This window comes from Pseudomonas sp. BJP69, from assembly GCF_007633355.1.
Taxonomy (GTDB): Bacteria; Pseudomonadota; Gammaproteobacteria; order Pseudomonadales; family Pseudomonadaceae; genus Aquipseudomonas; species Aquipseudomonas juntendi.
The window spans coordinates 3,217,827-3,241,637 of sequence record NZ_CP041933.1 but is presented as its reverse complement, the minus strand read 5'-3'; the positions used below and the strand labels follow the sequence as shown (position 1 = coordinate 3,241,637).

Genomic DNA, 23,811 nt, shown 5'->3' with positions numbered 1-23,811 from the left:
GAACCGCGCCCACGAACGGCGGCTCGGTTGCCCATGACCGGGCAGCCAACGCAACGCCCTGGCACCCTGGCCCACACGGCAGCCGCCCAGCGCTCGCGCCAGACCACCTGCATTGCCTTGCTGGTGGCCATCACGTTCTTCATGGAGAACCTGGACGCCACCGTCATTGCCACCGCGCTGCCGCAAATGGCCAGCGACTTCGGCCAGAGCGCGGTCAGCCTGAACATCGGTATCAGTGCCTACCTGCTGGCCGTGGCGGTGTTCATCCCGCTCAGTGGCTGGCTCGCCGAGCGCTTAGGCCCGCGCCAGGTGTTCGCCGGGGCTATCGCCTTGTTCACTGCCGCTTCGTTGCTGTGTGGGCTGGCCGCCAGCCTGGAAACCTTCGTGGCTGCACGGGTGTTGCAGGGCATCGGCGGCGCCCTGATGGTTCCGGTGGGGCGGTTGGTGGTGTTGCGCACCACCGAGAAAAAAGACCTGGTGAAGCAGCTCGCGGTCATCACCTGGCCGGGCCTTGTGGCACCGGTACTGGGCCCGCCGCTCGGTGGCCTGATCGTCACGCACGGGTCGTGGCCGTGGATCTTCTACCTGAACATTCCCCTCGGTTTGCTGGCCCTTGCCGCCGCCTGGCTGTTGATACCCGACACCCGCTGCGAGGCGCCGCGCCGCTTCGACACGCTGGGCTTCGTCTGGTTGGGCTCGGCCTGTGCGGCCTGGCTGGTGGGCCTGGAGCTGCTCGGGTCACTGGCCGGCGACAGCCTGGGGGCAGGGCTGGCACTGGTAGTGCTTGGGGCTGTGCTGACCGGGTTGGCCATCCGTCACGGTCGGCGCCACCCGGCCCCCCTGTTGCCCCTGCACACCCTGGCCATCCGAACCTTCAGGGTCAGCATCGTGGGCGGCACCCTGTTCCGCCTGTCGATCAGCGCGTTACCGTTTCTGATCCCTTTGCTGTTGCAGGTCGGCTTCGGCCTGCCACCGTTGGACGCCGGCCTTTTGGTGCTGGCGATCTTTGCCGGCAACCTGGCGATGAAGCCCTTCACCAGCGGGTTGTTGCGGCGCTTTGGTTTTCGCCGCGTGTTGCTGGGCAACGGCCTGGTCGGCGTGGCCTGCATCCTGGCCTGCCTGGGGTTGCAGCAGGGCATGGCGTGGTACTGGATGGCGCTGGTGCTGTTCATGGGCGGGCTGTCACGGTCGATGCAGTTCACCACCTACAACGCGGTGGGGTTTGCCGATGTGCCGCAGCAGCAGATGGCCGAAGCATCGACGCTGTTCAGCATGTGCTTCCAGCTGGCCATGGCGTTGGGGGTGGCGGTGGTAGCGCTGCTGTTGCGCGTGGCCATGCAGCTGCGTGGCGGCGAGAGCGGGTTGACCGTTGCCGACTTCCACTGGGCGTTGCTTGGCCTTGCACTGATTGCCGGTGTGGCCCTGCTGGACGCCCTGCGTTTGCCGGCCAATGCCGGCGACCAGGTGTTGCGCAACTGAGGCAACGGGCTGCGTTGCAGCCCATCGCCGGCGAGCCCACAGCACGCGGGTGCAGCGCAAACGGCTGGCTTGCCGTCGCGTTCAGGCGCCGCTGACCAATTGCAGGGCCAGCTGGTTGTGGCGTTCCAGCACCCGCGGCAGGTCGACCGTGGCCAACTGGCCGTCCTTGACCACCACGCGGCCATTGATGACGCTGGTGTGGACCTGGGTCGGGGTGCAGAACACCAGCGCGGCCAACGGGTCGTGGTGGCCGCCGGCGTAAGCCACATGGCCGAGGTCGAACGCGACGAAGTCGGCGACCATGCCCGGTGCCAGGGCGCCGATGTCGTTGCGGTTGAGCACTTTGGCGCCGCCCAGGGTCGCGATTTCCAGCGCTTCACGGGCGGTCATGGCGTCGGGGCCGAAGCCAACCCGCTGCAGCAGCAGGGCCTGGCGCACTTCGCCGATCATGCTGGCGCCGTCATTGGAGGCCGAACCGTCGACGCCCAGGCCAACCGCAACGCCGTGGTCACGCATCTTGCGCACCGGGGCGATGCCGGAGGCCAGGCGCATGTTCGAGCAAGGGCAGTGGGCAACCCCGGTACCGGTACGGGCGAACAGCTCGATGCCATGCTGGTCGAGCTGTACGCAGTGGGCGTGCCAGACGTCGTGGCCGACCCAGCCGAGGTCTTCGGCATACTCGGCGGGCGTCATGCCGAATTTTTCACGGCTGTAGGCGATGTCGTTGACGTTCTCGGCGAGGTGGGTGTGCAGCGAAACGCCATACTGGCGCGCCAACACCGCAGCTTCGCGCATCAGGTCGCGGCTGACCGAGAACGGCGAGCAGGGCGCCACGACGATACGGCGCATCGACCCGTGACTGGCATCGTGGTAGTCCTCGATCAGGCGCTGCGACTCCTTGAGAATGTCGGCTTCCTTCTCGACCACTGCATCTGGCGGCAGGCCGCCCTGGCTTTGCCCTACGCTCATGCTGCCGCGCGCGGCATGGAAGCGCATGCCGATCTCGCTGGCGGCATGAATGCTGTCGTCGAGCTTGCAGCCGTTGGGGTAGATGTACAGGTGGTCGCTGGAGGTGGTACAGCCGGACAGCATCAGCTCGGCCATGGCGGTCTGGGTCGACACCGCGATCATTTCCGGGGTCAGCCGAGCCCAGATCGGGTACAGGTTGGTCAGCCAGTTGAACAGCTCACCGTCCTGAGCCGCCGGCACCACGCGGGTCAGGCTCTGGTACATATGGTGGTGGGTGTTGACCAGGCCCGGGATGACCACCTTGCCGGCCATGTCCAGCACCACGTCGGCGTGCTGCGGCAGGCTATCGCTGGGGCCCACTTGCTTGATCAGGTTGTCTTCGATGTACAGGCCGCCGTTTTTGATTTCGCGGCGTTCGCTGTCCATGGTGACCAGCAATTGGGCGTTTTTGACGAGAAGGGTTTTCTTGGTAGCGGTAAATGACATGGCTTAAGCCCGTCGCAATACGCCTGGGCGATTACCGAGGTCGTAGGCGAACGCGTATGTAATCAGGAATCCTGAAAGTTGTATACATCAACGCTCGATTGATGAAATCTAGTCATCCGATTAGTGAAATAACACCAGAAATACGAATTAAGTTTACCAATAGACTGGTGACCTTATTTCTGGAGCCTGTCTTGATGTCCGCTTTCGAACCAAGCCCTGGGGTCGCCACCCCCAGCCGGCACGCTGCAATCAGCATTGCCATTCTGGCGTTTTCAGCCTTTTTGATCGTGACCACCGAATTTCTGATCGTTGGCTTGTTGCCCGCGCTTAGCCAGGACCTGGGTATTTCCATATCGCTGGCGGGGCAGTTGGTCACCCTGTTCGCATTCACCGTGATGCTGGCCGGCCCGCTATTGACGGCGGCGTTGGCGCACCTGGACCGCAAGCGCCTGTTCATCGGCATTTTGCTGGTCTTCGCCGCAGCCAATGCGCTGGCTGCTGCCTCCGGCAGTTTCTGGGTGCTGGCCGTCGCCAGGGTGATACCGGCACTGGCGCTGCCGGTGTTTTGGGGCACCGCCAGTGAAACCGCCGGCCACCTGGCTGGGCGCGACAGGGCCGGGCAGGCCATTGCCAAGGTCTACCTGGGTATCTCGGCGGCGATGTTGCTGGGTATCCCGTTGGGGACCGTGGCAGCAACGGCGGTGGGGTGGCGCGGTGCATTCTGGATCCTGGCTGCGTTGTCGCTGCTGATGGCGCTGGCGATGTGGGTATGGATGCCGCACGTGGCGCGCACGGCGAAAGTCGACTTCATGCAGCAGGCGCGCATTTTCAAAGAGCGTTTTTTCCTGGCCAATGTGCTGCTGTCGGTGGTGGTGTTCACGGCCATGTTCACGGGCTACACCTACCTGGCCGACCTGCTGCAGCGGGTAGCGGGCGTGGCCCCGGCGCATACCGGCTGGTGGCTGATGGGCTTTGGCGCGGTCGGCTTGCTCGGCAACTGGATCGGCGGACGGGCCGTGGACCGCTCACCGCTCAGGGCCAGCGCGCTGTTCCTGGTGCTGTTGGCCATTGGCATGGCGGCGCTGGTGCCGCTGGCCCAGGGGGCCGTGCTGTTCTGCCTGGCGCTGGGGCTGTGGGGCGTTGCCAACACGGCACTGTACCCGGTGAGCCAGGTGCGGGTGATGAGTTCGGTCACCCATGCCCAAGCCCTGGCGGGTACCACCAATGTGTCGGCGGCCAACGCCGGTATCGGCCTGGGGGCCGTGCTGGGTGGCATGACCATCTCCCACCTGGGGGTCGGCTACGTGGGCTACGTGGCGGCTGGCATCGCCTTGCTGGCGCTGGCGTTGGTGCCCGTGGTGGGCCGGCTCGCGCCTCAGCCCGGTGCGCAGGCCCGGCTGCCGTGAGGCGCCAGGCGCGGTAGCAGGTAGTCGAGCAAGGCGCGAACCTTGGGTAGCCCTTCGCGGCTTTTCAGCCACACCAGGTTCATTGGCAAGCCGTCGGTGGCCAGCGCCGGCAATACTTCGACCAGGCGCCCCTGGTCGAGGTACTGCTGGGTCAGCCAGGTGGGTAGCTGGCCGATGCCATGGCCGGCCAGCACCGCTGCCACTTCGCCTTCGCCATCGCCCACGGCAATGCGCGGCTGCACGGTACGCCGCTCCATTTCGCCCGGGTGGCGGCCTTTGAAATACCACGGGCTGACAAGGCCGTCGGTGTGGCCATAACCCACGCAGTGGTGGTGCTCCAGGTCGCGCTCGTGTTGCGGCACGCCATGCTTTTCCAGGTAGCCAGGCGCGGCACAGAACATCAGGCGCTGGGCACCGAAGTATTGGTGGCCCAGCGCCGCCGGCCAGGCATCTGGGCCACCGATGCGCACCACGATATCGATGCCCTCGTGCACCGGGTCGACGAAACGGTCGGAGAACGACACATGCGGCTGCAGCAACGGGTGCAGGCGGATGAAGTCGAGGATCAGCGGCAGCACATGCAGGCGACCGTAAGAGGCGGGCAGTTCGATCCGCACTTTGCCATGGGGTTGGTCATCGCTGGCCGCCAGGGTGTGCTCGACTTCTTCCAGGTCGGCCAGGACCGAGGTGCAAGTGCGATAGAACACCACGCCCGCCTCACTCAGCGACAGGCTGCGCGTGGTGCGGTTGAACAGCCGTGCGCCCAGGCGGGCCTCCAGCCGGGCCACGCTCTTGCTGATGGCCGAGCTGGTCAGGTTGAGCCGCTCGGCAGCTGCCGTGAAACTGCCCAAGTCAGCGACGGCGACGAAAACGTCAATGCCTTTGAGGCGTTCGGAAGAGTACATGGGTGGCTTCTTTGATGAACTGGGTTCCCGGTTCGGGTGTGCCTATTGAAGCCTCGCACGTGGATTTCATCAATGAGTTTCGCCTGGCCTGGCCGGCAACGTGACCCGAAACGCCCGGGTAAGCCCCAGCAGTACCAGCAGGCCCATGCCCATCCAGCACAGGCCAATGCTGAACGACAGGCTGGTCAGGCTACTCCACAGCCACAGCGTGCTGAGAAAACCCAGCCCCGGTATGGCGCCGTACAGCACCACATTACCGGCACCGCGCAGCTTGCGGTCGATGAGGTAGTGCTTGACCACCGCCAGGTTCACCGCCGAAAAGGCGAACAGTGCGCCGAAACTGATCATATTGGCCACGGTGTCGAGGGTAATGACCAGGGCAATCAGCGACAGCAGGCTGACCACCAGGATGGCGGTGGCCGGTACGCGCTTTTTCGTTGCGAGCTGGCCAAACGCCCGCGGCAGCACGCCGTCTCGGCCCATCGCGAACAGCACCCGTGACACGCTGGCTTGCGACACCATGGCCGAGGCGAAGCAGCCGGCCACGTAAGTGGCGGTGAATGCGCTGACCAGCAGTTCGCCGCCTACCCGGCGCATGACGTCCACCGAGGCCGAGTCCGGGTCGGCAAAGCTGCCCCAATCGGGGAAGACCAGTTGTGCGCAGTACGACACCACCAGGAACAGCAAGCCGCCGATCAGGGACACAGCAAGGATCGCCAGCGGAATACGGTAGGTCGGGTTGCTGGTTTCCTCGGCCATGGTCGAGACCGCATCGAAGCCCAGGAATGACAGGCACAGTACGGCCGCGCCGGTCATCACCAACGGCACGCTGAAACCGTCGTGGTGGAACGGCGCCAGCAGCGAAACGGGTTCGGCCTGGCCGCTCAGCCTGAGCACGGCCAGGCCGACGAAAACCACGATGAACACCAGTTGCGTCACCACCAGGATCCAGTTGACCCGGGTGATCGACTCGATGCCGATCAGGTTGAGGAAGGTGACCAGCGCGATGGACCCCGCCACCCACACCCAGGCATGAATGGCCGGGAAGTATTCCGACATGTAGATGCCGATCAGCAGGTAGCTCAGCAGTGGCAGGAAAATGTAGTCGAGCAGCAGGGTCCAGCCGGTGATGAAACCGATGTGGCTGCCAAAGGCCTTGCGGGTATAGGTGTAGACCGAGCCGGAGTAGGGGTGGGCCTGGACCATGCGGCCGTAGCTGTAGGCGGTGAGCAGCATGGCGGCGAGGGTCAGCAGGTAGGCAGTGGGCAGGTGCCCCTTGGTCATCTGGGTGACCAGCCCATAGGTGGTGAAGACCGCCAGCGGCACCATGTATGCCAGGCCGAACAGCACCAGGGCGGTCATGCTCATGGACTGGCGCAAACGCCCGCTGCTGGCGGCAAGTTGCGCGGTGGCGGGCGGGGTGGTGGCGGGCGGGGTGGTGGGGTGAGCTGTACTTGTTGTTGTATGCATTGCTAACTCCTGGAAAGGGATGCAGGCCACCGCGGTAGGCGAGCAGGCTCGTTACCGGGGGTGTCGTGCAAGGAGGTCGAGCGCAAGGCTCGCAGCGCTGGGGCGGGTTGATGCTCCCACACCCCGCCAGCACCCGGAATCACCCTTTGGGGTGAGCCCAGGCAGCGGCCAGCCGGCTCACCCCAAAGGGTGATTCCGCAGGTTCCCCTGCCATGGGAGTATCTGCCCAACCACGCACCGCACTGGCGGCGGTGCCTTACTCCATATGGCAGGCCGACTGTGACTATCCAATTGCTTTCAGAACAGTGGTTCGAGCACCAGGCCAAGGTCACCGAGGCAATCGGCCGGCCTGGCTTTGCCGCCAACCTGTTTGCAGCACTGGGCGTGATCCGGCCGATCCAGGCCACCACGGTGTACCTGTACCCGCACTACGGCATGCCCTGCGCGCTGTTCGAGCAGGACGACAAGGCGCCCTGGCAGCCCGAGGGCAACGTCAGCCGCTACCTGTCGGGTTTCTACCTGCTCGACCCGTTCTACGGTGCTTGCGTGGAGCAGCTGGGGTCTGGCTGCTACGGCCTGTTCGAGGTGGCCCCCGACCATTTTGAGGTCAGCGAGTACTACCAGTCGTTCTACCGCCACTCGCACCTGGCAGACGAACTCAACTACATCCTGCAGCTGGCCCCCGGCCAGAGCCTGGCCGTGTCGCTGGCCTTCACCGACAAGCTCGACCCGCAAACCCGGGCGCTGTTCGGGCACATCACGCCCTGGGTGCTGGCGCTACTCGGCAAGCATTTCGCCGGCGTCGACAGCCGTGCCGGGCGCTTCGAGAACATCCTTGAGCAGCGTATTCACGCTGCGCTGAACAACTTCGGCAGCTCGTTGCTGACCGAGCGCGAATGCCGCATTGCCCAGCTGATCTTGCGCGGCCATTCGACCAAGTCGCTGGCCGAGCGCCTGGGCGTGTCGGAAGACACCATCAAGTCGCACCGCAAGAACGTCTACGCCAAGCTCGATATCGGCACCCAGTCCGAGCTGTTTTCCCTGTTCATCGACGCGCTGGCCAATGCCCAGGGCGTGCTGGGCAAGGACCCGCTGGAAAGCTATATGGGCAAGCGGCGCTGAGCGCCGCTGCCGTGCACCCCACCGCAAAGGAAAACCAACAATGAATGCGCCTTTCGCCCCGCAACGCCAGACCCGTGACTACCAGGCAGCCGACGCCGCGCACCACATCCATGCCTTCCTTGACCAGAAGGCGCTGAACGCCGAAGGGCCGCGGGTGATCGTCGGTGGCGAGCGCCTGCACCTGTGGGACAGCGAGGGCAAGCGATACCTGGATGGCATGTCCGGGCTGTGGTGCACCCAGCTCGGTTACGGCCGCCGCGACCTGACCGCCGCTGCCGCCAGGCAGATGGACCAGCTGGCGTACTACAACATGTTCTTCCACACCACCCACCCGGCGGTGATCGAGCTTTCGGAGTTGCTGTTCAGCCTGCTGCCCGGGCACTACAGCCACGCGATCTACACCAACTCCGGCTCCGAGGCCAACGAGGTGTTGATCCGCACCGTGCGCCGCTACTGGCAGGTGGTCGGCCAGCCAAGCAAGACGATCATGATCGGCCGCTGGAACGGCTACCACGGCTCGACCCTGGCGGCCACGGCGCTGGGTGGCATGAAGTTCATGCACGAAATGGGCGGGCTGATCCCGGATGTGGCGCACATCGACGAGCCTTACTGGTACGCCGAAGGCGGTGAGCTGAGCCCGGCCGAGTTCGGCCGCCGCTGTGCCTTGCAGCTGGAAGAAAAAATCCTGGAGCTGGGCGCCGAAAACGTTGCTGGCTTCATTGCCGAGCCGTTCCAGGGCGCAGGCGGCATGATCTTCCCGCCCGAAAGCTACTGGCCGGAAATCCAGCGCATCTGCCGCCAGTACGATGTGCTGCTGTGTGCCGACGAGGTGATTGGTGGCTTTGGTCGTACCGGCGAATGGTTTGCCCACGAATACTTCGGCTTCCAGCCCGATACCCTGTCCATAGCCAAAGGCCTGACCAGCGGCTACGTGCCCATGGGCGGGCTGGTGCTGAGCAAGCGCATAGCCGAAGCCCTGGTGGAGCGGGGCGGGGTGTTCGCCCACGGCCTGACCTATTCCGGCCACCCGGTGGCAGCGGCGGTGGCCATCGCCAACCTGAAAGCCCTGCGTGACGAAGGCATCGTGCGCCAGGTGAAGGACGACACCGGCCCCTACCTGCAGCGCATCCTGCGTGAGGTGTTTGCCGACCACCCGCTGATTGGCCAGGTGCAGGGCGCAGGCCTGGTGGCGGCGCTGCAACTGGCAGAGCACAAGCCTACCCGCAAGCGCTTTGCCAATGAAAACGACCTGGCCTGGCAGTGCCGGACCTTCGGCTTCGAGGAGGGGGTGATCATTCGCTCCACCCTGGGGCGGATGATCATGGCGCCGGCCTTGATCGCCAACCACAGCGAGCTGGATGAGCTGGTGGAGAAAACCCGCATCGCCGTTGACCGCACGGCGCGCCTGGTTGGCAAGCTCTGACAGTCCGTCAGCACAACCGCTTGAAAGGAGTACAAATGTACACCCTCGAATTCTGGCAACAACGCGCGGCGGACCTCTACTTGCCGGCCAGCGCCCTGATCGCTGGCAAAGCCGTGAAGGCCCAAAGTGGCGCGACCTTTGCCGCCATCAATCCCGCCACCAACCAGGTGCTGGCGCAGGTCGCCGCCTGCGCCCAGGCCGACGTCGACCTGGCCGTGGCCAGCGCACGGCAGGCCTTCGAGCAGGGCCCGTGGGCACGCATGGCCCCCGGGCAGCGCAAGCAAGTGCTGCAGCGCCTGGCCGAACTGATCATGGCCCACCGCGAAGAGCTGGCATTGCTGGACTCGCTGAACATGGGCAAACCGGTCATGGACGCCTACAACATCGACGTGCCCGGGTCGTCGCAGGTATTTGCCTGGTACGGCGAGGCGCTGGACAAGCTCTATGACCAGGTGGCGCCGACCGCCGCCAATGCATTGGCCACCATCACCCGTGAGGCCCTGGGCGTGGTGGCGGCGGTGGTGCCGTGGAACTTCCCGCTGGACATGGCCGCCTGGAAGCTGGCCCCGGCCTTGGCCGCGGGCAACAGCGTGGTGCTCAAGCCGGCCGAACAGTCGCCGTTCTCGGCCTTGCGCCTGGCTGAACTGGCCCTGCAAGCCGGTTTGCCCGAAGGCGTGCTGAACGTGGTGCCGGGCCTGGGCGAGCAGGCCGGGCAGGCCCTGGGCCTGCACCCAGACGTGGATTGCCTGGTGTTCACAGGCTCCACCCAGGTGGGCAAGTACTTCATGCAATACGCGGCGCAGTCCAACCTCAAGCAGGTATGGCTGGAGTGCGGTGGCAAGAGCCCCAACCTGGTGTTCGAGCACTGCCAGGACCTGGACCTGGCTGCGGAAAAGGCGGCCTTTGGTATTTTCTTCAATCAGGGTGAGGTCTGTTCCGCCAACTCGCGGCTGTATGTGCAGCGTTCCATCCACGATGAGTTCATCGAGCGCCTGCAGGCCAAGGCCCGGCAATGGCAGCCTGGCAACCCGCTGGACCCGGCCAGCCGCGCCGGGGCGATTGTCGATGCCGGCCAGGCAGCGCGTATCCAGGCCGCCATCGACCGCGCGCGGCAAGAGGGCGCGCGGCTGGTGTGTGGCGGTCGGCGGTTGCATATCGGCGGTTCGGACAACTACATCGAGCCGACCATCTTCGCCGAGGTCGATGCCAGCATGAGCCTGGCGCAAGAAGAAGTGTTCGGGCCGGTACTGGCAGTGAGTGCCTTCGACAGTGAAGAGGAGGCGGTGCGCCTGGCCAATGACAGCATCTATGGCCTGGCGGCTTCGGTGTGGAGCGACGACTTCAACCAGGTGCACCGCGTGGCACGGGCGCTGAAAGTCGGTACCGTGTCGGTGAACACGGTCGATGCACTGGATGTCACGGTGCCTTTCGGTGGCGGCAAACAGTCGGGGTTTGGCCGCGACCTGTCGCTGCATGCGTTCGACAAGTACACGCAGCTCAAGACCACCTGGTACCAGCTGCGCGGCTGAACCCGGGCCGGCGGCAAGCACGACCTGCCGCCGGCCGCTCACTCATACGCCTGCACCCCGGCAATATGCCGCCCGGCCACGTAGCCGAAGGTCAACGCGGGCCCCAGGTTGATGCCGCCAGACGGGTACCAGCCACCGAACACACTGGCCATGTCGGTACCTGCCGCGTACAGCCCGGTGATCGGTTGGCCGCTGGCATCCAGTACCCGTGCCTGGCCATCGGTGCGCAACCCGGCAAAGGTGCCAAAGCAACCCGGCTTCACCTTCACCGCGTAGAACGGGCCCTGTTCGATCGGCGCCACACACGGGTTGGGGCCTGGGTGTTGCGGGTCGCCCTGCTTGCGGTTGAATGCGGTGGAGCCGCGGCCGAAGGCCGGGTCCTGGCCGTGGCGTGCAGGGCTGTTGAAGGCCTCGACGGTGGCGCGCAACCCGGCCGCATCGATGCCGCAGGCAACCGCCAACGCTTCGAGTGTGGCGCCACGTTTCAGGTAGCCACTGCGCACATGCGGCCACACCGGCAGTGGCGCCGGGCGGGCATGGCCCAGGCCATAACGGCGCAGGAAACGGTGGTCACACACAAGCCACGAACACACCTCCTGGTCTGCTGGCACTGCCGCGACCATGGCTGCCACATAGTCATAGTAACCGTGCGCTTCATTGACGAAGCGCTTGCCGTTGGCCAGCACCCCGATGATGCCCGGTTTGCCCCGTTCGATGATGTGCGGGAAATGGCCGACAGTGCCATCGCCATGCGGCACCTGCGAAACCGGCGCCCAGGCCACCGGTGACTGCAGGTCGGTGGCCACCACGCCACCTGCTGCCTCGCCCAGGCGCAGGCCATCGCCAGAGCAGCCCTTTGGCGGCAGGGCCAGGGTGTCGTGGCCGCTGGCGTCGCGGGGGAACAGCTGCCGGCGCCGGGCAGCGTCGTGAGGGAAGCCGCCCGCTGCCAGTACCACTGCCTTGGCGCGGATACGCTGCTCGCCCTGCGGGGTCGTCACCAGCGCGCCGCACACCTGGCCCGCTTCGACTAGCAAATGCTTGGCCGGCGCCGACACCTGCAGCTGCACGCCCAGGTCCTGCGCCGACTTGGCCAGCCGCGCTACCAGTGCCACGCCGTTGACCAGGTGCATGGCCCGGCCATGGCGCGCCAGGTGGTACAGGTGCCGGCCGAAGCGCTTGCACACGTGCAGCAAGGCCTTGGGCGAACGGGTCATGTTGAGGAACGCGGCAAGGTCGGCGCCGGCCATGATCGGCATGCCCATGAACGAGGTTTCGCGCAGGGTCTGGCGCAGGCGTGGCAGCAGTGCACCCACCTCGCGGGCATCGTACGGTGCGGCAATCACCTGATGCCCACCTTCGGCGGCGCCAGAGGTGTGGCCGTGCATGTCCGGTATCGCATTGCCGTCGGCAAACTGCAGCGCCGTATGCTTCTCGAAAAACGCCACCATGTGCGGGCAGGCTTCAAGGAAAGCGTCCACCCGTTCGGCATCGTAATGGGCACCCAGCTCATTGCGCAGGTAGGTCCGTGGCTGCTCGATGTCTTCATCGATGCCGGCGCGGCGCGCCAACGGGTTGCGCGGGACCCATGCCCAGCCACCGGACCAGGCCGTGGCGCCGCCCAGCACTGGCTCCTTTTCTACCAGAATCACCTTTTGCCCATGCCAGGCAGCTGTTACAGCGGCGGCCAGCCCGGCGGCGCCTGAACCTATCACCAGTACATCGCATTCGGTTTCGAAGGGGGCAGGGGGCATCGCACAAATCCTGTATTGTTATTGGAACGTGGTTCTATATTCTTATTTGGCCCGTGTCGATCCGCAAGGGCAGGGCTGACCGCCCGCGCAACAAGCGGGCGATAATCGAACAATTGGCAGGAGCTGGCATGTGTACCCTGTCGGCAATGTGGAATCATCTTCTAGAATTCGCAAAACGTAGCAAGGACCTGTGTCATGGCTGGTAGTCAGATCGAACGCGCCTTCAATCTTGTTGAGAGCCTTGCCGGTGAGCCCCAGGGCCTGGCATTGCAAACCCTGGCCGAGCGCCTGGATATCCCTAAAAGCGCCGCGCACCGCATGCTGGCCGAGCTGATGCGGCTGGGCTACGTACGGCAGAACCGTGACAACAGCCGCTATCAGCTGTCGGCCAAGCTGGTCGCCCAAGGCTTCCGTTACCTGGCCAGCAGTGGTGCCGATGTCATTCAGCCGATTCTCGACCGCCTGGCCCAGGACAGCGGTGAGCTGGTGCGCCTTGGTGTCATCGATGGGGGGCGGCAGACCTGGATCGCCAAGTCCCAGGGCGCGCGCTCCGGGTTGCGTTACGACCCGGACATGGGGCGCGACGCGCCGCTGTTCTACACCGCTTCCGGGCACGCCTGGCTGGCCAGCCTGGACGATGAGCAGGCGCTGCAGATGGTGCTGCGCCAAGGCATCGCCGACCCGGGCCAGTTCGGCCCGAATGCGCCGCGCACCACCGATGAGTTGCTCGCCTACCTGCACCGCGCCCGCGAGCGGGGTTATGCCTGGGTCGAGCAAACCTCGGCGGTGGGCACCTCGGCGCTGGCTGCGGTGGTACGGCGCCCGCAAAGCGGCGAGGTGACTGGCGTGCTGAGCATTGCGGGGCCCAGTGCACGCCTGGCGCCAAGCCGTTTGGCCGAGCTGGCCCCTCTATTGCTGGCGGCCACCGAGGAACTGTCTGCCGCCAGCCACGCCAGCGAACTGTTTGCCTGAGGGATATTCCGGTCGATTACCGCACAGTCTGTTCAGCAGGCTCTTCTGAAAAGTTGAACCTGGTTCTAAATTGCTGAGGGTGAATTGTGGAACGCTGTTTCATATTCGCACCACAACAATGACAAGAGGACAGGCTGTTGAACGCACCCCTTCGTATCGCCCTGGTCGGCGCTGGCATCATGGGCCGCCAGCATTACCAGCACTTGCGCAATGTACCCCAGGCCCAGTTGTGCGCGGTGGCCGACCCCGGCCCGCAGGCCGAAGCCTTCGCCGTCGACTGTGGCGTGCCGTACTTTGCCGACCATCGGCAGATGCTGCAACGCGTGCAGCCCGAAGCGGTGATCATCGCCAACCCGAACAACCAGCACGTGGCCACTGCGCTGGATTGCGTCGAAGCCGGCGTGCCGGTACTGGTGGAAAAACCGGTGGGCGTGCAACTGCAGGAGGTGCGGGCGCTGGTCGAGGCGTCACGGCGCTGCAAGGTACCGGTATTGGTCGGCCACCATCGTCGGCACAATCCATTGATCGCCAAGGCGCACCAGGTGATCAGCGAAGGCAAGTTGGGCCGGCTGATCAATGTCACCGCACTGTGGCAGTTGCAAAAGCCCGACAGCTACTTCGACACCGCCTGGCGCCGCGAGCCGGGGGCGGGTTTTTTGCTGACCAACCTGATCCATGACCTCGACCTGCTGCGCTACTTGTGCGGCGAGGTGGTACAGGTGCAGGCCTTCACCCGCAACGACGTGCGGGGGTTCGCCAACGAAGACAGTGCCGCCGTGCTGTTGCAGTTCGCCAATGGCGCCTTGGGTAGCCTGACCGGCTCGGACGCCGTAGCGGCGCCCTGGAGCTGGGAGCTCGACTCGGGTGAAAGCCCGGTCTACCCGCGCCAGGATGGCCAGCCGTGTTATCTGCTGGCCGGCACCCAGGGCTCGCTGAGCATTCCTCAGCTCAAGCACTGGCACTACGCCGAGCCGGGTTCGGGGTGGCACACACCGTTGTTGCAGCACCAGCACAGCATACTCGCCGGTGAAGCATTGACCCTGCAGTTGCAGCACTTCGTGCGGGTCGCCCGCGGTGAACAGCCGCCTTTGGTCGATGCCGCCGACGCTGGCCGCACCCTGGCACTGATCGAAGCGATCCGCCAGGCTGCCGCCAGCGGCCGCGCCTGTGCGCCCGAGCACATTGCCTGATACCCTCTTTCTGGTGACGACGAATGACTGATCGAATATTTTCCCTCGCGGCCCTGACGGTACTCGAACTGTCCCCGCCAGACATGGTCGAGGCTGCTGCCCGCGCTGGCTACAGCCATGTCGGCCTGCGCCTGGTGCCGGCCACCGAGCAGGAACAGCACTACCCGCTGGTGGCCGATGCCGATCTGCGCAGGCAGACCCAGGCACGCCTGCGCGATACCGGCATCAAGGTGCTGGACCTGGAGATCCTGCGCCTTAAGCCGGACACCTGCGTGGCGGATTTCGAAGCCATCCTGGCGGTGGGTGCCGAGCTGGGGGGCACCGAACTGCTGGTGGCCGGCAACGACCCGGACGAAGCACGGCTCACCGAGCGCTTTGCCGCGTTGTGCGAACTGGCGGCGGTCCATGGCATCCACCCGCACCTGGAGTTCATGCCCTGGACCGACGTACGTGACTTGCGCCAGGCCATGCGCGTGGTAGCCAACGCCGATCAGGCCAATGGTTGCGTGCTGGTGGACGCGTTCCATTTCAACCGCTCCGGCTCTGCGCTGAGCGACCTGGCGCAGTTGGCACCGCAGCGCATGCGCTATGCCCAATTGTGCGACGTGGCGGGGCCAGTGCCGGCCGACATGGACGAAATCCTGCGCCAGGCGCGTAACGAACGGCGCTTCCCGGGTGATGGCGATGCCGATCTGGTCGGGCTGCTGCGCGCGCTACCGGCCACCCTCCCGCTGAGCCTGGAAATACCTACCCGGCAGTTGCTGGAACAAGGGATCAGCGGCGAACAGCGTGCGCGCATGGCGCTGGCCCACGCCAGGGCGGTATTGGCCAAGGTCTGACAGTGGCCAGTGCGGCGCGGCGCCTTCGTTGACCGGTGGCGCAAAAAAAGGGCCCGCAAGGGCCCCGTAGAGGTAACTGAGCAGCGCCTCAGGCGCTTTCGACCTGGCGCGGCGCCATGAAGTACATCCATACCAGCGCCAGGAAGTACATGGCCGGGATCATGGTGAACAGCACGGCATAGTTATTGTGGGTAGCCGTCAGCACGCTGCCGACGATCTGCGTCATGAACATCCCGCCAATGGCTGCGCACATGCTGCCGAAGCCGAACACGGTACTCACCAGGTGCTTGGGCGTGTAGTCCATCACCAGGCTCCAGATGTTCGCCGTCCAGGCCTGGTGCGCCCCCACCGCCAGCGAAATGGCCGCCACCGCGACCCAGAGGCCGCTGGCGTTGGCAGCCAACACCACGCTGACCATGGTGCAGGCGAAGACCAGCATGGACAGCAACCGCGCCGTCGTGGCGCGCACGCCGCGGCCGATCAACCATGACGACAGAATGCCACCGCCGATGCTGCCAAAATCTGCCGTCAGCCAGATGATGATCAGTGGGATACCCATCTGGGTCACATTGATGCCCAGGCTGTACTGTTGGTTGAGGAAGGGCGGCAACCAGTACAGGTAGAACCAGAACACCGGTGCGGTGATCGCATAGGCCATCGCGAACGCCCAGGTCCCGCGCAGGCGCAGTATGCGGCTGAACGGCACCCGGGTCGGCTCGGGCTCGACAGCTTGCTGGATGTACTGCACCTCGCTCTGCCGCACTGTCGGGTGGTCTTCAGGGTTGTAGTACTTGAGCAGCCATAGCGCTACCCACACCAGGCCCAGGCAGCCCATGGCGATGAATGCGGCCTGCCAGCCCCACACGGCCAGAATCAGTGGCAGCAGCGCTGGGGTTACCATGGCGCCGACATTGGTACCGGCGTTGAACAAACCGGTGGCGATAGCCCGCTCGCCGGCCGGAAACCACAGGCGCACGGTTTTCACGCAAGCCGGGTAGTTGGCGGCTTCGGTCAGGCCAAGGATAAAGCGGCAAACCATGAAACCGGCAGCCGAGGTGGCCAGGCCATGGGCGCCGGTGGCCAGGCTCCAGAGCAGCACGGCAAAGAAAAAGGCCCGTTTGACGCCGACCTTGTCGATCAGCCGGCCTTGCAACAGAAAGCCGATGGCGTAACCGACCTGGAACCAGAAGTTGATGTTGGCGTAGTCCATCGCCGTCCAGCTCATTTCCTTGGCCAAGACAGGCTGCATGATGCCAAGGGCGGCGCGGTCGATGTAGTTGAGGGTGGTGGCGAAGAACACCAGGGCCAGCATGCCCCAGCGGGTCTTGCCAACGCCGAAGGCGGCGCGAAGCTTGTCGCCGATCGAACCCTGGGGCATCCGGAGCGCGGCGGGGTGAGTCTTGGAGTTGTTCATGACGGCTCGTTTCTTGAAATTGTATTCAACTGCGGTGCTGCGGGTGCGTGACCATTTCCCAGGCAAGGGTGCACGCAAGGCCGCTGCATGGTGAGCAGTGCGGGCGGCAGCGTCAATTCAAGAGGCGGTCTAATGTTCGGTTACCGAACGCTTGCGAGTGCTGGCGAGGCGTCAGGGCGAGCGCTGAGCCGGCGCTGGTTATTCGCGCAGGCTGCGTGGTAGCAGGGCACCTGGTATTACCCATCTTTCCACTTCGGCGCGGCTGTACTGCCTGATCCACTGGCGCAAGGTCTTGTGCAAAGTGCTCTTGGCTTCGACAACTTCACCGGTATAGGGGTTTTGATAAAACTTGCTGAGCCGCGCCCGGAAACCGGTCGGTGAAACCAGTGCGTGGGGTTGCCGGGTGAACAGGTCGAACGTGTGGCGCTGCTCAGGTGCCATGATGCTCAGCACCTGCCTTAAACCGAATTGATATTCGGCCAGCAGGTCGTGCAGTTTGCTTTCGAATTCCAGCTCGCGGCGAAGCTGGGGGTCAACCTTGATGAACTGAAGTTCGTCTTTCTTGTTGGCGAGTAGCCATTCGAGGGCGCGGAACTGGGCAAGATGAGACATGGGGCTTCCTCCAGTGCGTGATGGCACCAGTGTTAGCGCGCCGGTCAGAGCAACGCAAGTGGGGAAATAATTTGAGATTTTTGCAGGGCATTGTTCGTTGTTGGGTTGTACGAAAGTTCAGTTCTAAGTTGGGTTGTCAGTAACTTCCTACAGCGGCGCCTTCAACAACTTCAATAAATGAATGTCTGAATGCTTTGACTGTTATGGCATCTGCTGAGGCCCTGCTGGTTGCTTGAGCCCAATGGTGTGCACGCAGGGGATCGGTTCTTACAAGATGTTTCATTGCAGCGAAGCGGTGAACTATCGGCGATGCGCAGGGCTCCTTTGCTAGGCGCACCCTGCGCACGGCTGATGGCACCCCCCATCAGCCTGGGTCACTGAATGAAAAGGAGGCACCGTGACCACATCCGACCACACCCTTTACCGGCGCACCCCCAGCCCGCTGCACGCCCTGTTGTTGGCCGGCAGTGTGCCGTTGTTCCTGGGCGCGCTGCTGAGCGATATCGCCTACTACAACAGCTACCAGATCCAGTGGAGCAACTTCGCCGCCTGGCTGATCGCCGGGGCTTTGCTGTTCTGCGGGCTGGCGCTGCTGTTTGCCTTGGCCAACCTGATCCGCGCTGAGCGCAAAGGTGGGCGCCCGACGCTGTATTTCGTGCTGCTGCTGGTGACCTGGGTGCTTGGCCTGATCAATGCCTTCGAGCATGCCAAGGACGCCTGGGCGGTGATGCCGGCAGGGCTGGTGCTGTCGGCGGTCGTGAGCGTACTGGCGTTGGCCGCAGCCTGGACCGGCCTGAGCAACCTGCGTTCTGGAGGTGAAGCATGAAGCCCTTGCACGCGTTGAGTGTATTGAGTGTGGCGCTGCTGTTGAGTGCCTGTGGTGGCGATGGCGAGCCTACGCAGGCCCATGGCCCGGACCCGCGCTTGCCCGAGCCACAACGTGGCTTGTTGCCGAGCATGAAGATCGCTCAGCCGGTGGCCTGGGGTGAGCAGAAACCGACCGTTCCCGAAGGCTACAGTGTCACGGCCATTGCCACCGACCTGAAGATCCCGCGCCAGAGCCTGGTATTGCCCAATGGCGACATCCTGGTGGCCGAAGGCAGGGGCGGCAGCGCGGCCAAGCTCAAGCCCAAGGATGTGATTGCCAGCCAGATCAAGGCCAAGGGCAACACCCAAGTCAAAGGCGGTAACCGCCTGACCTTGCTGCGCGATGCCGACGGCGACGGCAAGTACGAGGTGCAGACGGTATTCGCGGAAAACCTCAACGCGCCGTATGGCCTGGCTTTTGCCGACGGCAAGTTGTACGTGGCCAACCAGGACGCCCTGGTGCGCTTCAACTACACCGAAGGCCAGACCAAGGCCGACGGCCCGCCGACCAAGGTCACCGACCTGCCATCGCAGATCAACCACCACTGGACCAAGGCGCTGACGATCAGCCCCGATGGGCGCTACCTGTATGTGGGCATCGGCTCGAACAGCAATATCACCGAGCGCGGCCTGGAAGTGGAGATCGACCGCGCCATGGTCTGGCAGGTGGATGCCGAAACCGGCGCGCACCGGCCTTACGCCACAGGCCTGCGCAACCCCACCGCACTGACCATTGAGCCGCAGACCGGGCAGTTGTGGACAGTGGTCAACGAGCGCGATGAGTTGGGGCCTGATTTGGTGCCTGACTACCTCACCTCGGTGCGTGACGGCGGCTTCTACGGCTGGCCCTACAGCTACTGGGGGCAGAACGTCGATGAGCGGGTAAGGCCGCAGGCCCCGGAAAAGGTCGCCGCGGCGATCAAACCCGACTACAGCCTGGGCTCGCACGTGGCGGCACTGGGTGTTGACTTCTCCATCCCGGCCATGGGGGAGGGTTTTGCCGACGGGGTATTCGTGGGCGAGCACGGCAGTTGGAACCGGCCGAACCCGGTGGGCTACAAGGTCATCTTCGTGCCGTTCAGCAATGGCAAACCAGCTGGGGAGCCGATTGACTTCGCGACGGGTTTCCGGGGTGAAGATGGCAAGACCCGCGGTCGCCCGGTGGGGGTGACGGTGGACCCACGCGGTGCTTTGATCATTGCGGATGACCTGGCCAATACCGTGTGGCGGGTTACGCGCAATCGGTGAAGGTGGCCGGCTTCGCGTGCGGCCACTCATCGCGAAAGGCGGGGGCCGCGTTGCGGCCCATCGCCGGCAAGCCAGCTCCCACAGGGATCGCCTTAGGGCTGACAGGTGTTTGCCACAAGGTATGGCAGCGCCTGTGAGATCGAGCGCCGCCCGCGCGGCGCAATCGCGAGCTGCGCTCGCTCCTACGTTTGTTTCGGGCCAATTATTCCTATGGGATTCGCGCGCGAACCCCTTGGTGCATGCCTCAATATCGCGCCGTACAAACAAGGCGGCCGCGCGCGCCTGTCACAGGCGTTACTGGCCCTAAACAAACGTAGGAGCGAGCGCAGCTCGCGATTGCGCCGCGCGGGCGGCGCTCGATCTCACAGGCGCTGAAGATGCTCCGGCTACCCTTGCCAGGAACCATAGAATCTCTCACAAGTACGGCGCATGAAATGCTTTAGCTTTAATCCATAACCGCTTGAAACAAAACACCTATCTCTTCGCAACTGCATGGTGCACGCACTGCTCGTAATAGGTCTGCCGGATTGCCGCAGGCTTGAGCCTGGAGCGGCTGTTATAGGTTTGTTCAGTAATGCCGAAGGCGGTCATGCGCATCCACGGTTTGGCGAACTTTCGCACCTGAAGCTTCTTGCGCGTAGCGTACAGGGTGACCCCGGCAAGCTTGGCCTGCTGGGCTTCACCGGCTATTTGCGCACCCCACTGGCAGGTGTGGCGATCATTCTGGCTGAGCGCCCTGGCCTGGGCGCCGAAAGCGAATGTGGCGAGCAGGCAGCCGGCCATCGTAGCTAGAAGTACTCGCATATTGCTGTCCTAAGCAATTGAAGGGGAACGAAGTTTGCCCTCACTTGCAAAGGTAGGGGGCCAGCAAATTGCCGTCAGCGGGCGGGCCTGTGCAATGATCCAGCAGCCGGGTTGCGCAGGCTAGCCCAGGCAAGGCAGGCGATCCACAGTACCGACACCCCGTAGTTGAGGCGCTGGTACAGGCCGAACAGCTGCCCGGTTTGTGCCGCCTGGGCCATGAGTGCGATGGTGACGATGGCCAGTATCAGGCTGGTGGCGGACAGCAGCGCGACGGCCTGGCTGCCGGCCAGACGCGTCCCGAGCCACGCCCACAGGGCGCTCGCCAGGGTCAGTGAAAGGAACATCAGCAACCCCGACAGGTTGTGCAGCAGCTGTGAGCTGGAAGGTTGCGCCGGAGCGCAGCCTGGGTCGCAAGCGAACCAGCCTGTGCCCAGGCTACCGAGGCCGTGCACCAATACCAGAGCTGCACTCGACAACGCTACCTTCGAGCCGTGCCAGCGCCGCGCCAGGCCCAAGGCAAACAAGATGAACAAGACCGCGAGAGGATAATTGTTGACCCATGGCGACCAGCGCTGCACGGGCGAGCCAACCGCGCCGAGCTGGCTCATGGCTTGTTGGAAATGGTCGTAGCCGGGGTACGCCAGTGCAGTGAGCCAGACCCCGCCCAACAGCCACAACGGGATCAGTAAGCCGCAGCCGAGCAAAAGGCGGTCATAGGTTTTCATACGGGCAGTTCCTTCCATGGATGCGTGAGGTGGAAACGCACAGTATCTTGCAGCGCAGGCTCTGTGCCAGCACTTCCAGGTGTTGTCGGGTAGGTGCAGCCCCAGGCAGGCAATGAAATCCGCACGCGGCATATGTGATCGTACAACTGCTTGCGCTATGATAAGCGCTGTCTTTCAAGGTGAAACACAGGGCGATGACAGAGCAGCAGGTACAGGCAAGGACCCGGCGCAAGCCACGCAGTCTGGCCCAGGAACTGGTTACGGTGCTGACCGAGCGTATTCGCAGCGGCCAGCTCAAGCGCGGCGACAAGCTGCCGACCGAATCGCAGATCATGGTTGAAGAGGGCGTCAGCCGCACGGTGGTGCGTGAGGCCATTTCGCGGCTGCAAGCCGCCGGGCAGGTGGAAACCCGCCACGGCATCGGTACGTTCGTGCTGGATGCGCCGGCGACCGGGGGCTTCCGGATCGACCCGGCTACCGTCGTTACCCTGCGTGAGGTGCTGGCGGTGCTGGAGTTGCGCATTGCGCTGGAGATCGAATCGGCAGGGCTTGCCGCACAACGCCGCAGCGATGACGAGCTGGCCGGCATGCGCGCGGCGCTGGATGAGCTGAACGAGGGGGCGGCCCACGCCACCGATGCGGTGTCGGCCGACTTCCAGTTTCACCTGCGCATTGCCCAGGCCAGTGGCAACCATTACTTCGCCGACATCCTCAACCACCTGGGCACCAGCATCATCCCCCGGACCCGGTTGAATTCAGCGCGGTTGGCGCGTGATGACCAGGCCCATTACATGAGCCGGCTGCGCCATGAGCATGAAGCCATCTATGAAGCCATTGCACGGCGAGACAGCGAAGGGGCCAAAATGGCCATGCGCATGCACCTGAGCAATAGCCGTGAGCGTTTGCGTCAGGTGCATGAAGAGGCTGAGGCGCAAGGGGCCTGAGGCCCGTGCCGCAAAGGGGCGTCAGATCGCCCCGTCGCGCCACTGCCCATTCACCAACCGCCGCAGCCCCAGCGGGTTGCTGTCACGCAGGGCCTCGGGCAACAGCGCCTGCGGATAGTTCTGGTAGCACACGGGGCGCAGGAAGCGGTCGATAGCCAGGGTGCCGACCGAGGTTCCGCGGGCGTCGGAAGTTGCCGGGTACGGCCCGCCGTGGACCATGGCGTCGCATACCTCGACACCTGTCGGGTAACCATTGAGCAGAATCCGCCCGACTTTCTCTTCCAGCAGTGGTACCAGCCAGGCAAAGGCTTCAAAGTCCTCAGGCTCGCCGATCAGTGTGGCGGTCAGCTGGCCGCGCAGGCCAAGCACGGCAGCGCGCAACTGGTCGTTATCCTGAACTTCCACGGCCACGGTGGTGGGGCCGAACACTTCCTCCTGCAGCAATGGGTCGGACTCGACCAGCAACCGGGCATCGGCCTTGAACAGCTGGGCGTGGGCCTGGCTGCCGTGCTGTGCCTGGCCGGCCAGGTGCTCGATACCGGCATGGGCGTGCAGGTGCTCCAGGCCAGCGACATAACTGCGCAGGCCGCCGGCGTTGAGCATGACCTGGCCGGCCTGCTGGCCCAGGTGCTGACCCAGCTCAGCCAACAGCTGGCTGTACGGTGGCGATTGCAGCCCGATGACCAGGCCCGGGTTGGTGCAGAACTGCCCTGCGCCCAGGCACACCGAACCGGCCAGCTCACGGGCGATGGCGTCGCCACGCTTGGCCAGGGCGCCCGGCAGGATGATCACCGGGTTGATGCTGGACATCTCGGCGAACACCGGAATCGGCCGGGGGCGCTCTGCGGCCATGCGGCACAGGGCGTCGCCGCCTTTCAGCGAACCGGTGAAACCCACGGCCTGGATGGCCGGGTGCTTGACCAGCCACTCGCCCACGCCGCCACCGAACACCATGTTGAACACCCCATTGGGCATGCCGGTACGCTCGGCTGCCCGGGTGATGGCGCAGCCGACCAGGTCGGCGGTTGCCATGTGGCCGCTGTGCGCCTTGAACACCACCGGGCAGCCGGCGGCCAGCGCCGCGGCGGTGTCGCCACCTGCGGTGGAGAACGCCAGCGGGAAGTTACTGGCGCCGAACACCGCGACCGGGCCAACGCCAATGCGCATCTGGCGCAGGTCCACGCGTGGCAGTGGCTGGCGTTCGGGCAGAGCGAGGTCGATGCGTGCGCCAAGGTAGTCGCCACGGCGCAACACCTGGGCGAACAGGCGCATTTGGCCGCTGGTACGGCCGCGCTCACCCTGGATACGTGCGGCGGGCAGTGCGGTTTCGCGGCAGACGATAGCGATGAAGGCATCGTCCAGCTCGTCCAGTTCGGCAGCGATGGCATCCAGAAATTCGGCGCGGCGCGCCGGGGCTAGTTGGCGGAATTCGGCGAAAGCGGCGGCCGCGGCTTTGGCGGCTTGGTCGACTTCGCCCTCGGTAGCCTGGGCAAAGTTGTACGGCAGGGCTTCGCCAGTGCTGGCGTCCAGGCTCTGCAGGCGCTGTGCGCCAGCGGCGCTGCGCTGGCCGGCGATGAAGTTGTGGCCGAGGATTTCAGGCATGGGGTGCTCCTGTGAGGGTGGCTGAATGAAGAGTGCTGGGCGAGCCTGCCCAGG

20 protein-coding genes are annotated in these 23,811 nt (G+C 64.6%); 11 read left to right on the top strand and 9 right to left on the bottom strand.

Annotation, left to right across the window (positions count from 1 at the left end):
• The first annotated feature begins 33 nt into the window (after positions 1-33).
• Positions 34-1,479, top strand: a complete 1,446-nt coding sequence (locus tag FPB55_RS15030) for an MFS transporter (RefSeq protein ID WP_258869089.1) — start codon at positions 34-36, stop codon at positions 1,477-1,479.
• 81 nt (positions 1,480-1,560) lie between these two features.
• Here FPB55_RS15030 and FPB55_RS15025 read toward each other — a convergent pair whose 3' ends face one another.
• Complete coding sequence (locus FPB55_RS15025) at positions 1,561-2,934, bottom strand: 8-oxoguanine deaminase (protein ID WP_115294200.1); 1,374 nt, start codon at positions 2,932-2,934, stop codon at positions 1,561-1,563.
• A 194-nt stretch (positions 2,935-3,128) separates the two neighbouring features.
• On the opposite strand from FPB55_RS15025, the gene FPB55_RS15020 reads away from it, so the two are divergent.
• On the top strand, positions 3,129-4,340 hold the full coding sequence (locus tag FPB55_RS15020) for an MFS transporter (RefSeq protein WP_115294201.1): 1,212 nt from the start codon (positions 3,129-3,131) through the stop codon (positions 4,338-4,340).
• Here FPB55_RS15020 and FPB55_RS15015 read toward each other — a convergent pair.
• Positions 4,310-5,245, bottom strand: a complete 936-nt coding sequence (locus tag FPB55_RS15015) for a LysR family transcriptional regulator (RefSeq protein ID WP_009685106.1) — start codon at positions 5,243-5,245, stop codon at positions 4,310-4,312. The genes FPB55_RS15020 and FPB55_RS15015 overlap by 31 nt on opposite strands.
• Positions 5,246-5,314: 69 nt before the next feature.
• Positions 5,315-6,715: an APC family permease gene (locus tag FPB55_RS15010; RefSeq protein ID WP_115294202.1), complete on the bottom strand. Its 1,401-nt coding sequence runs from the start codon at positions 6,713-6,715 to the stop codon at positions 5,315-5,317.
• A 279-nt stretch (positions 6,716-6,994) separates the two neighbouring features.
• Here FPB55_RS15010 and FPB55_RS15005 point away from each other — a divergent pair, with 279 nt between their 5' ends.
• Genes FPB55_RS15005 through FPB55_RS14995 form a run of 3 tightly spaced genes read left to right on the top strand, consistent with a single transcriptional unit; the run spans position 6,995 to position 10,789 of the window.
• Positions 6,995-7,837 (top strand): helix-turn-helix transcriptional regulator, encoded by an 843-nt coding sequence (locus tag FPB55_RS15005; RefSeq protein ID WP_029886066.1) that lies wholly within the window; start codon positions 6,995-6,997, stop codon positions 7,835-7,837.
• A 40-nt stretch (positions 7,838-7,877) separates the two neighbouring features.
• Positions 7,878-9,260, top strand: coding sequence for an aspartate aminotransferase family protein (locus tag FPB55_RS15000; protein ID WP_009685103.1), 1,383 nt, complete (start codon positions 7,878-7,880; stop codon positions 9,258-9,260).
• Positions 9,261-9,295: 35 nt separating this feature from the next.
• Complete coding sequence (locus tag FPB55_RS14995; protein ID WP_115294203.1) at positions 9,296-10,789, top strand: aldehyde dehydrogenase; 1,494 nt, start codon at positions 9,296-9,298, stop codon at positions 10,787-10,789.
• Between the two features lie 38 nt (positions 10,790-10,827).
• On the opposite strand, the gene FPB55_RS14990 is transcribed toward FPB55_RS14995, so the two are convergent.
• On the bottom strand, positions 10,828-12,540 hold the full coding sequence (locus FPB55_RS14990) for an FAD-dependent oxidoreductase (protein WP_115294204.1): 1,713 nt from the start codon (positions 12,538-12,540) through the stop codon (positions 10,828-10,830).
• Between the two features lie 195 nt (positions 12,541-12,735).
• Between FPB55_RS14990 and FPB55_RS14985 the strand changes: the two genes are divergently transcribed.
• From FPB55_RS14985 to FPB55_RS14975, 3 genes are all read left to right on the top strand, one after another.
• Positions 12,736-13,512 carry an IclR family transcriptional regulator gene (locus FPB55_RS14985; RefSeq protein ID WP_115294205.1) on the top strand — a complete coding sequence of 259 codons (777 nt, stop codon included), beginning with the start codon at positions 12,736-12,738 and terminating at the stop codon, positions 13,510-13,512.
• 137 nt (positions 13,513-13,649) lie between these two features.
• The gene (locus tag FPB55_RS14980) at positions 13,650-14,702 is read left to right on the top strand and encodes a Gfo/Idh/MocA family oxidoreductase (protein ID WP_115294206.1); all 1,053 of its coding nucleotides are present in this window, start codon (positions 13,650-13,652) and stop codon (positions 14,700-14,702) included.
• A 23-nt stretch (positions 14,703-14,725) separates the two neighbouring features.
• Positions 14,726-15,541: a sugar phosphate isomerase/epimerase gene (locus FPB55_RS14975; RefSeq protein ID WP_115294207.1), complete on the top strand. Its 816-nt coding sequence runs from the start codon at positions 14,726-14,728 to the stop codon at positions 15,539-15,541.
• Between the two features lie 88 nt (positions 15,542-15,629).
• Here FPB55_RS14975 and FPB55_RS14970 read toward each other — a convergent pair whose 3' ends face one another.
• Positions 15,630-16,955 carry an MFS transporter gene (locus tag FPB55_RS14970; protein WP_009685095.1) on the bottom strand — a complete coding sequence of 442 codons (1,326 nt, stop codon included), beginning with the start codon at positions 16,953-16,955 and terminating at the stop codon, positions 15,630-15,632.
• Positions 16,956-17,153: 198 nt separating this feature from the next.
• Positions 17,154-17,567, bottom strand: coding sequence for a histone-like nucleoid-structuring protein, MvaT/MvaU family (locus FPB55_RS14965; RefSeq protein WP_115294209.1), 414 nt, complete (start codon positions 17,565-17,567; stop codon positions 17,154-17,156).
• A gap of 397 nt (positions 17,568-17,964) precedes the next feature.
• Between FPB55_RS14965 and FPB55_RS14960 the strand changes: the two genes are divergently transcribed.
• Entirely contained in the window at positions 17,965-18,393 is a 429-nt protein-coding gene (locus tag FPB55_RS14960; protein ID WP_009685093.1) for a DUF2231 domain-containing protein, read from the top strand.
• On the top strand, positions 18,390-19,682 hold the full coding sequence (locus FPB55_RS14955; RefSeq protein ID WP_009685092.1) for a sorbosone dehydrogenase family protein: 1,293 nt from the start codon (positions 18,390-18,392) through the stop codon (positions 19,680-19,682). The genes FPB55_RS14960 and FPB55_RS14955 overlap by 4 nt, the downstream gene beginning before the upstream one ends.
• A gap of 474 nt (positions 19,683-20,156) precedes the next feature.
• Here the strand turns inward: FPB55_RS14955 and FPB55_RS14950 are convergent, their stop codons facing one another.
• Both FPB55_RS14950 and FPB55_RS14945 read right to left on the bottom strand, forming a co-directional pair.
• Positions 20,157-20,486 (bottom strand): hypothetical protein, encoded by a 330-nt coding sequence (locus tag FPB55_RS14950; RefSeq protein ID WP_047149831.1) that lies wholly within the window; start codon positions 20,484-20,486, stop codon positions 20,157-20,159.
• Positions 20,487-20,560: 74 nt separating this feature from the next.
• Positions 20,561-21,211: a DUF998 domain-containing protein gene (locus tag FPB55_RS14945; protein WP_125855510.1), complete on the bottom strand. Its 651-nt coding sequence runs from the start codon at positions 21,209-21,211 to the stop codon at positions 20,561-20,563.
• A gap of 194 nt (positions 21,212-21,405) precedes the next feature.
• Between FPB55_RS14945 and FPB55_RS14940 the strand changes: the two genes are divergently transcribed.
• A complete protein-coding gene (locus tag FPB55_RS14940; RefSeq protein ID WP_009687013.1) occupies positions 21,406-22,155 on the top strand; it encodes a FadR/GntR family transcriptional regulator in 750 nt (249 codons plus the stop codon).
• 21 nt (positions 22,156-22,176) lie between these two features.
• Here the strand turns inward: FPB55_RS14940 and FPB55_RS14935 are convergent, their stop codons facing one another.
• Positions 22,177-23,757 carry an aldehyde dehydrogenase (NADP(+)) gene (locus tag FPB55_RS14935; protein ID WP_115294212.1) on the bottom strand — a complete coding sequence of 527 codons (1,581 nt, stop codon included), beginning with the start codon at positions 23,755-23,757 and terminating at the stop codon, positions 22,177-22,179.
• Positions 23,758-23,811: the final 54 nt, after the last annotated feature.

Excerpts from the sequence above, each read along its gene's own strand:
- FPB55_RS14995 (WP_115294203.1), top strand. The coding sequence starts at position 9,296 with ATGTACACCCTCGAATTCTGGCAACAACGCGCGGCGGACCTCTACTTG.
- FPB55_RS15025 (WP_115294200.1), bottom strand. The coding sequence starts at position 2,934 with ATGTCATTTACCGCTACCAAGAAAACCCTTCTCGTCAAAAACGCCCAA.
- FPB55_RS14950 (WP_047149831.1), bottom strand. The coding sequence starts at position 20,486 with ATGCGAGTACTTCTAGCTACGATGGCCGGCTGCCTGCTCGCCACATTC.
- FPB55_RS15010 (WP_115294202.1), bottom strand. The coding sequence starts at position 6,715 with ATGCATACAACAACAAGTACAGCTCACCCCACCACCCCGCCCGCCACC.
- FPB55_RS14970 (WP_009685095.1), bottom strand. The coding sequence starts at position 16,955 with ATGAACAACTCCAAGACTCACCCCGCCGCGCTCCGGATGCCCCAGGGT.
- FPB55_RS15020 (WP_115294201.1), top strand. The coding sequence starts at position 3,129 with ATGTCCGCTTTCGAACCAAGCCCTGGGGTCGCCACCCCCAGCCGGCAC.
- FPB55_RS14935 (WP_115294212.1), bottom strand. The coding sequence starts at position 23,757 with ATGCCTGAAATCCTCGGCCACAACTTCATCGCCGGCCAGCGCAGCGCC.
- FPB55_RS15030 (WP_258869089.1), top strand. The coding sequence starts at position 34 with ATGACCGGGCAGCCAACGCAACGCCCTGGCACCCTGGCCCACACGGCA.
- FPB55_RS14955 (WP_009685092.1), top strand. The coding sequence starts at position 18,390 with ATGAAGCCCTTGCACGCGTTGAGTGTATTGAGTGTGGCGCTGCTGTTG.
- FPB55_RS14990 (WP_115294204.1), bottom strand. The coding sequence starts at position 12,540 with ATGCCCCCTGCCCCCTTCGAAACCGAATGCGATGTACTGGTGATAGGT.
- FPB55_RS14985 (WP_115294205.1), top strand. The coding sequence starts at position 12,736 with ATGGCTGGTAGTCAGATCGAACGCGCCTTCAATCTTGTTGAGAGCCTT.
- FPB55_RS14965 (WP_115294209.1), bottom strand. The coding sequence starts at position 17,567 with ATGTCTCATCTTGCCCAGTTCCGCGCCCTCGAATGGCTACTCGCCAAC.
- FPB55_RS14940 (WP_009687013.1), top strand. The coding sequence starts at position 21,406 with ATGACAGAGCAGCAGGTACAGGCAAGGACCCGGCGCAAGCCACGCAGT.
- FPB55_RS15000 (WP_009685103.1), top strand. The coding sequence starts at position 7,878 with ATGAATGCGCCTTTCGCCCCGCAACGCCAGACCCGTGACTACCAGGCA.
- FPB55_RS15015 (WP_009685106.1), bottom strand. The coding sequence starts at position 5,245 with ATGTACTCTTCCGAACGCCTCAAAGGCATTGACGTTTTCGTCGCCGTC.
- FPB55_RS14975 (WP_115294207.1), top strand. The coding sequence starts at position 14,726 with ATGACTGATCGAATATTTTCCCTCGCGGCCCTGACGGTACTCGAACTG.
- FPB55_RS14945 (WP_125855510.1), bottom strand. The coding sequence starts at position 21,211 with ATGAAAACCTATGACCGCCTTTTGCTCGGCTGCGGCTTACTGATCCCG.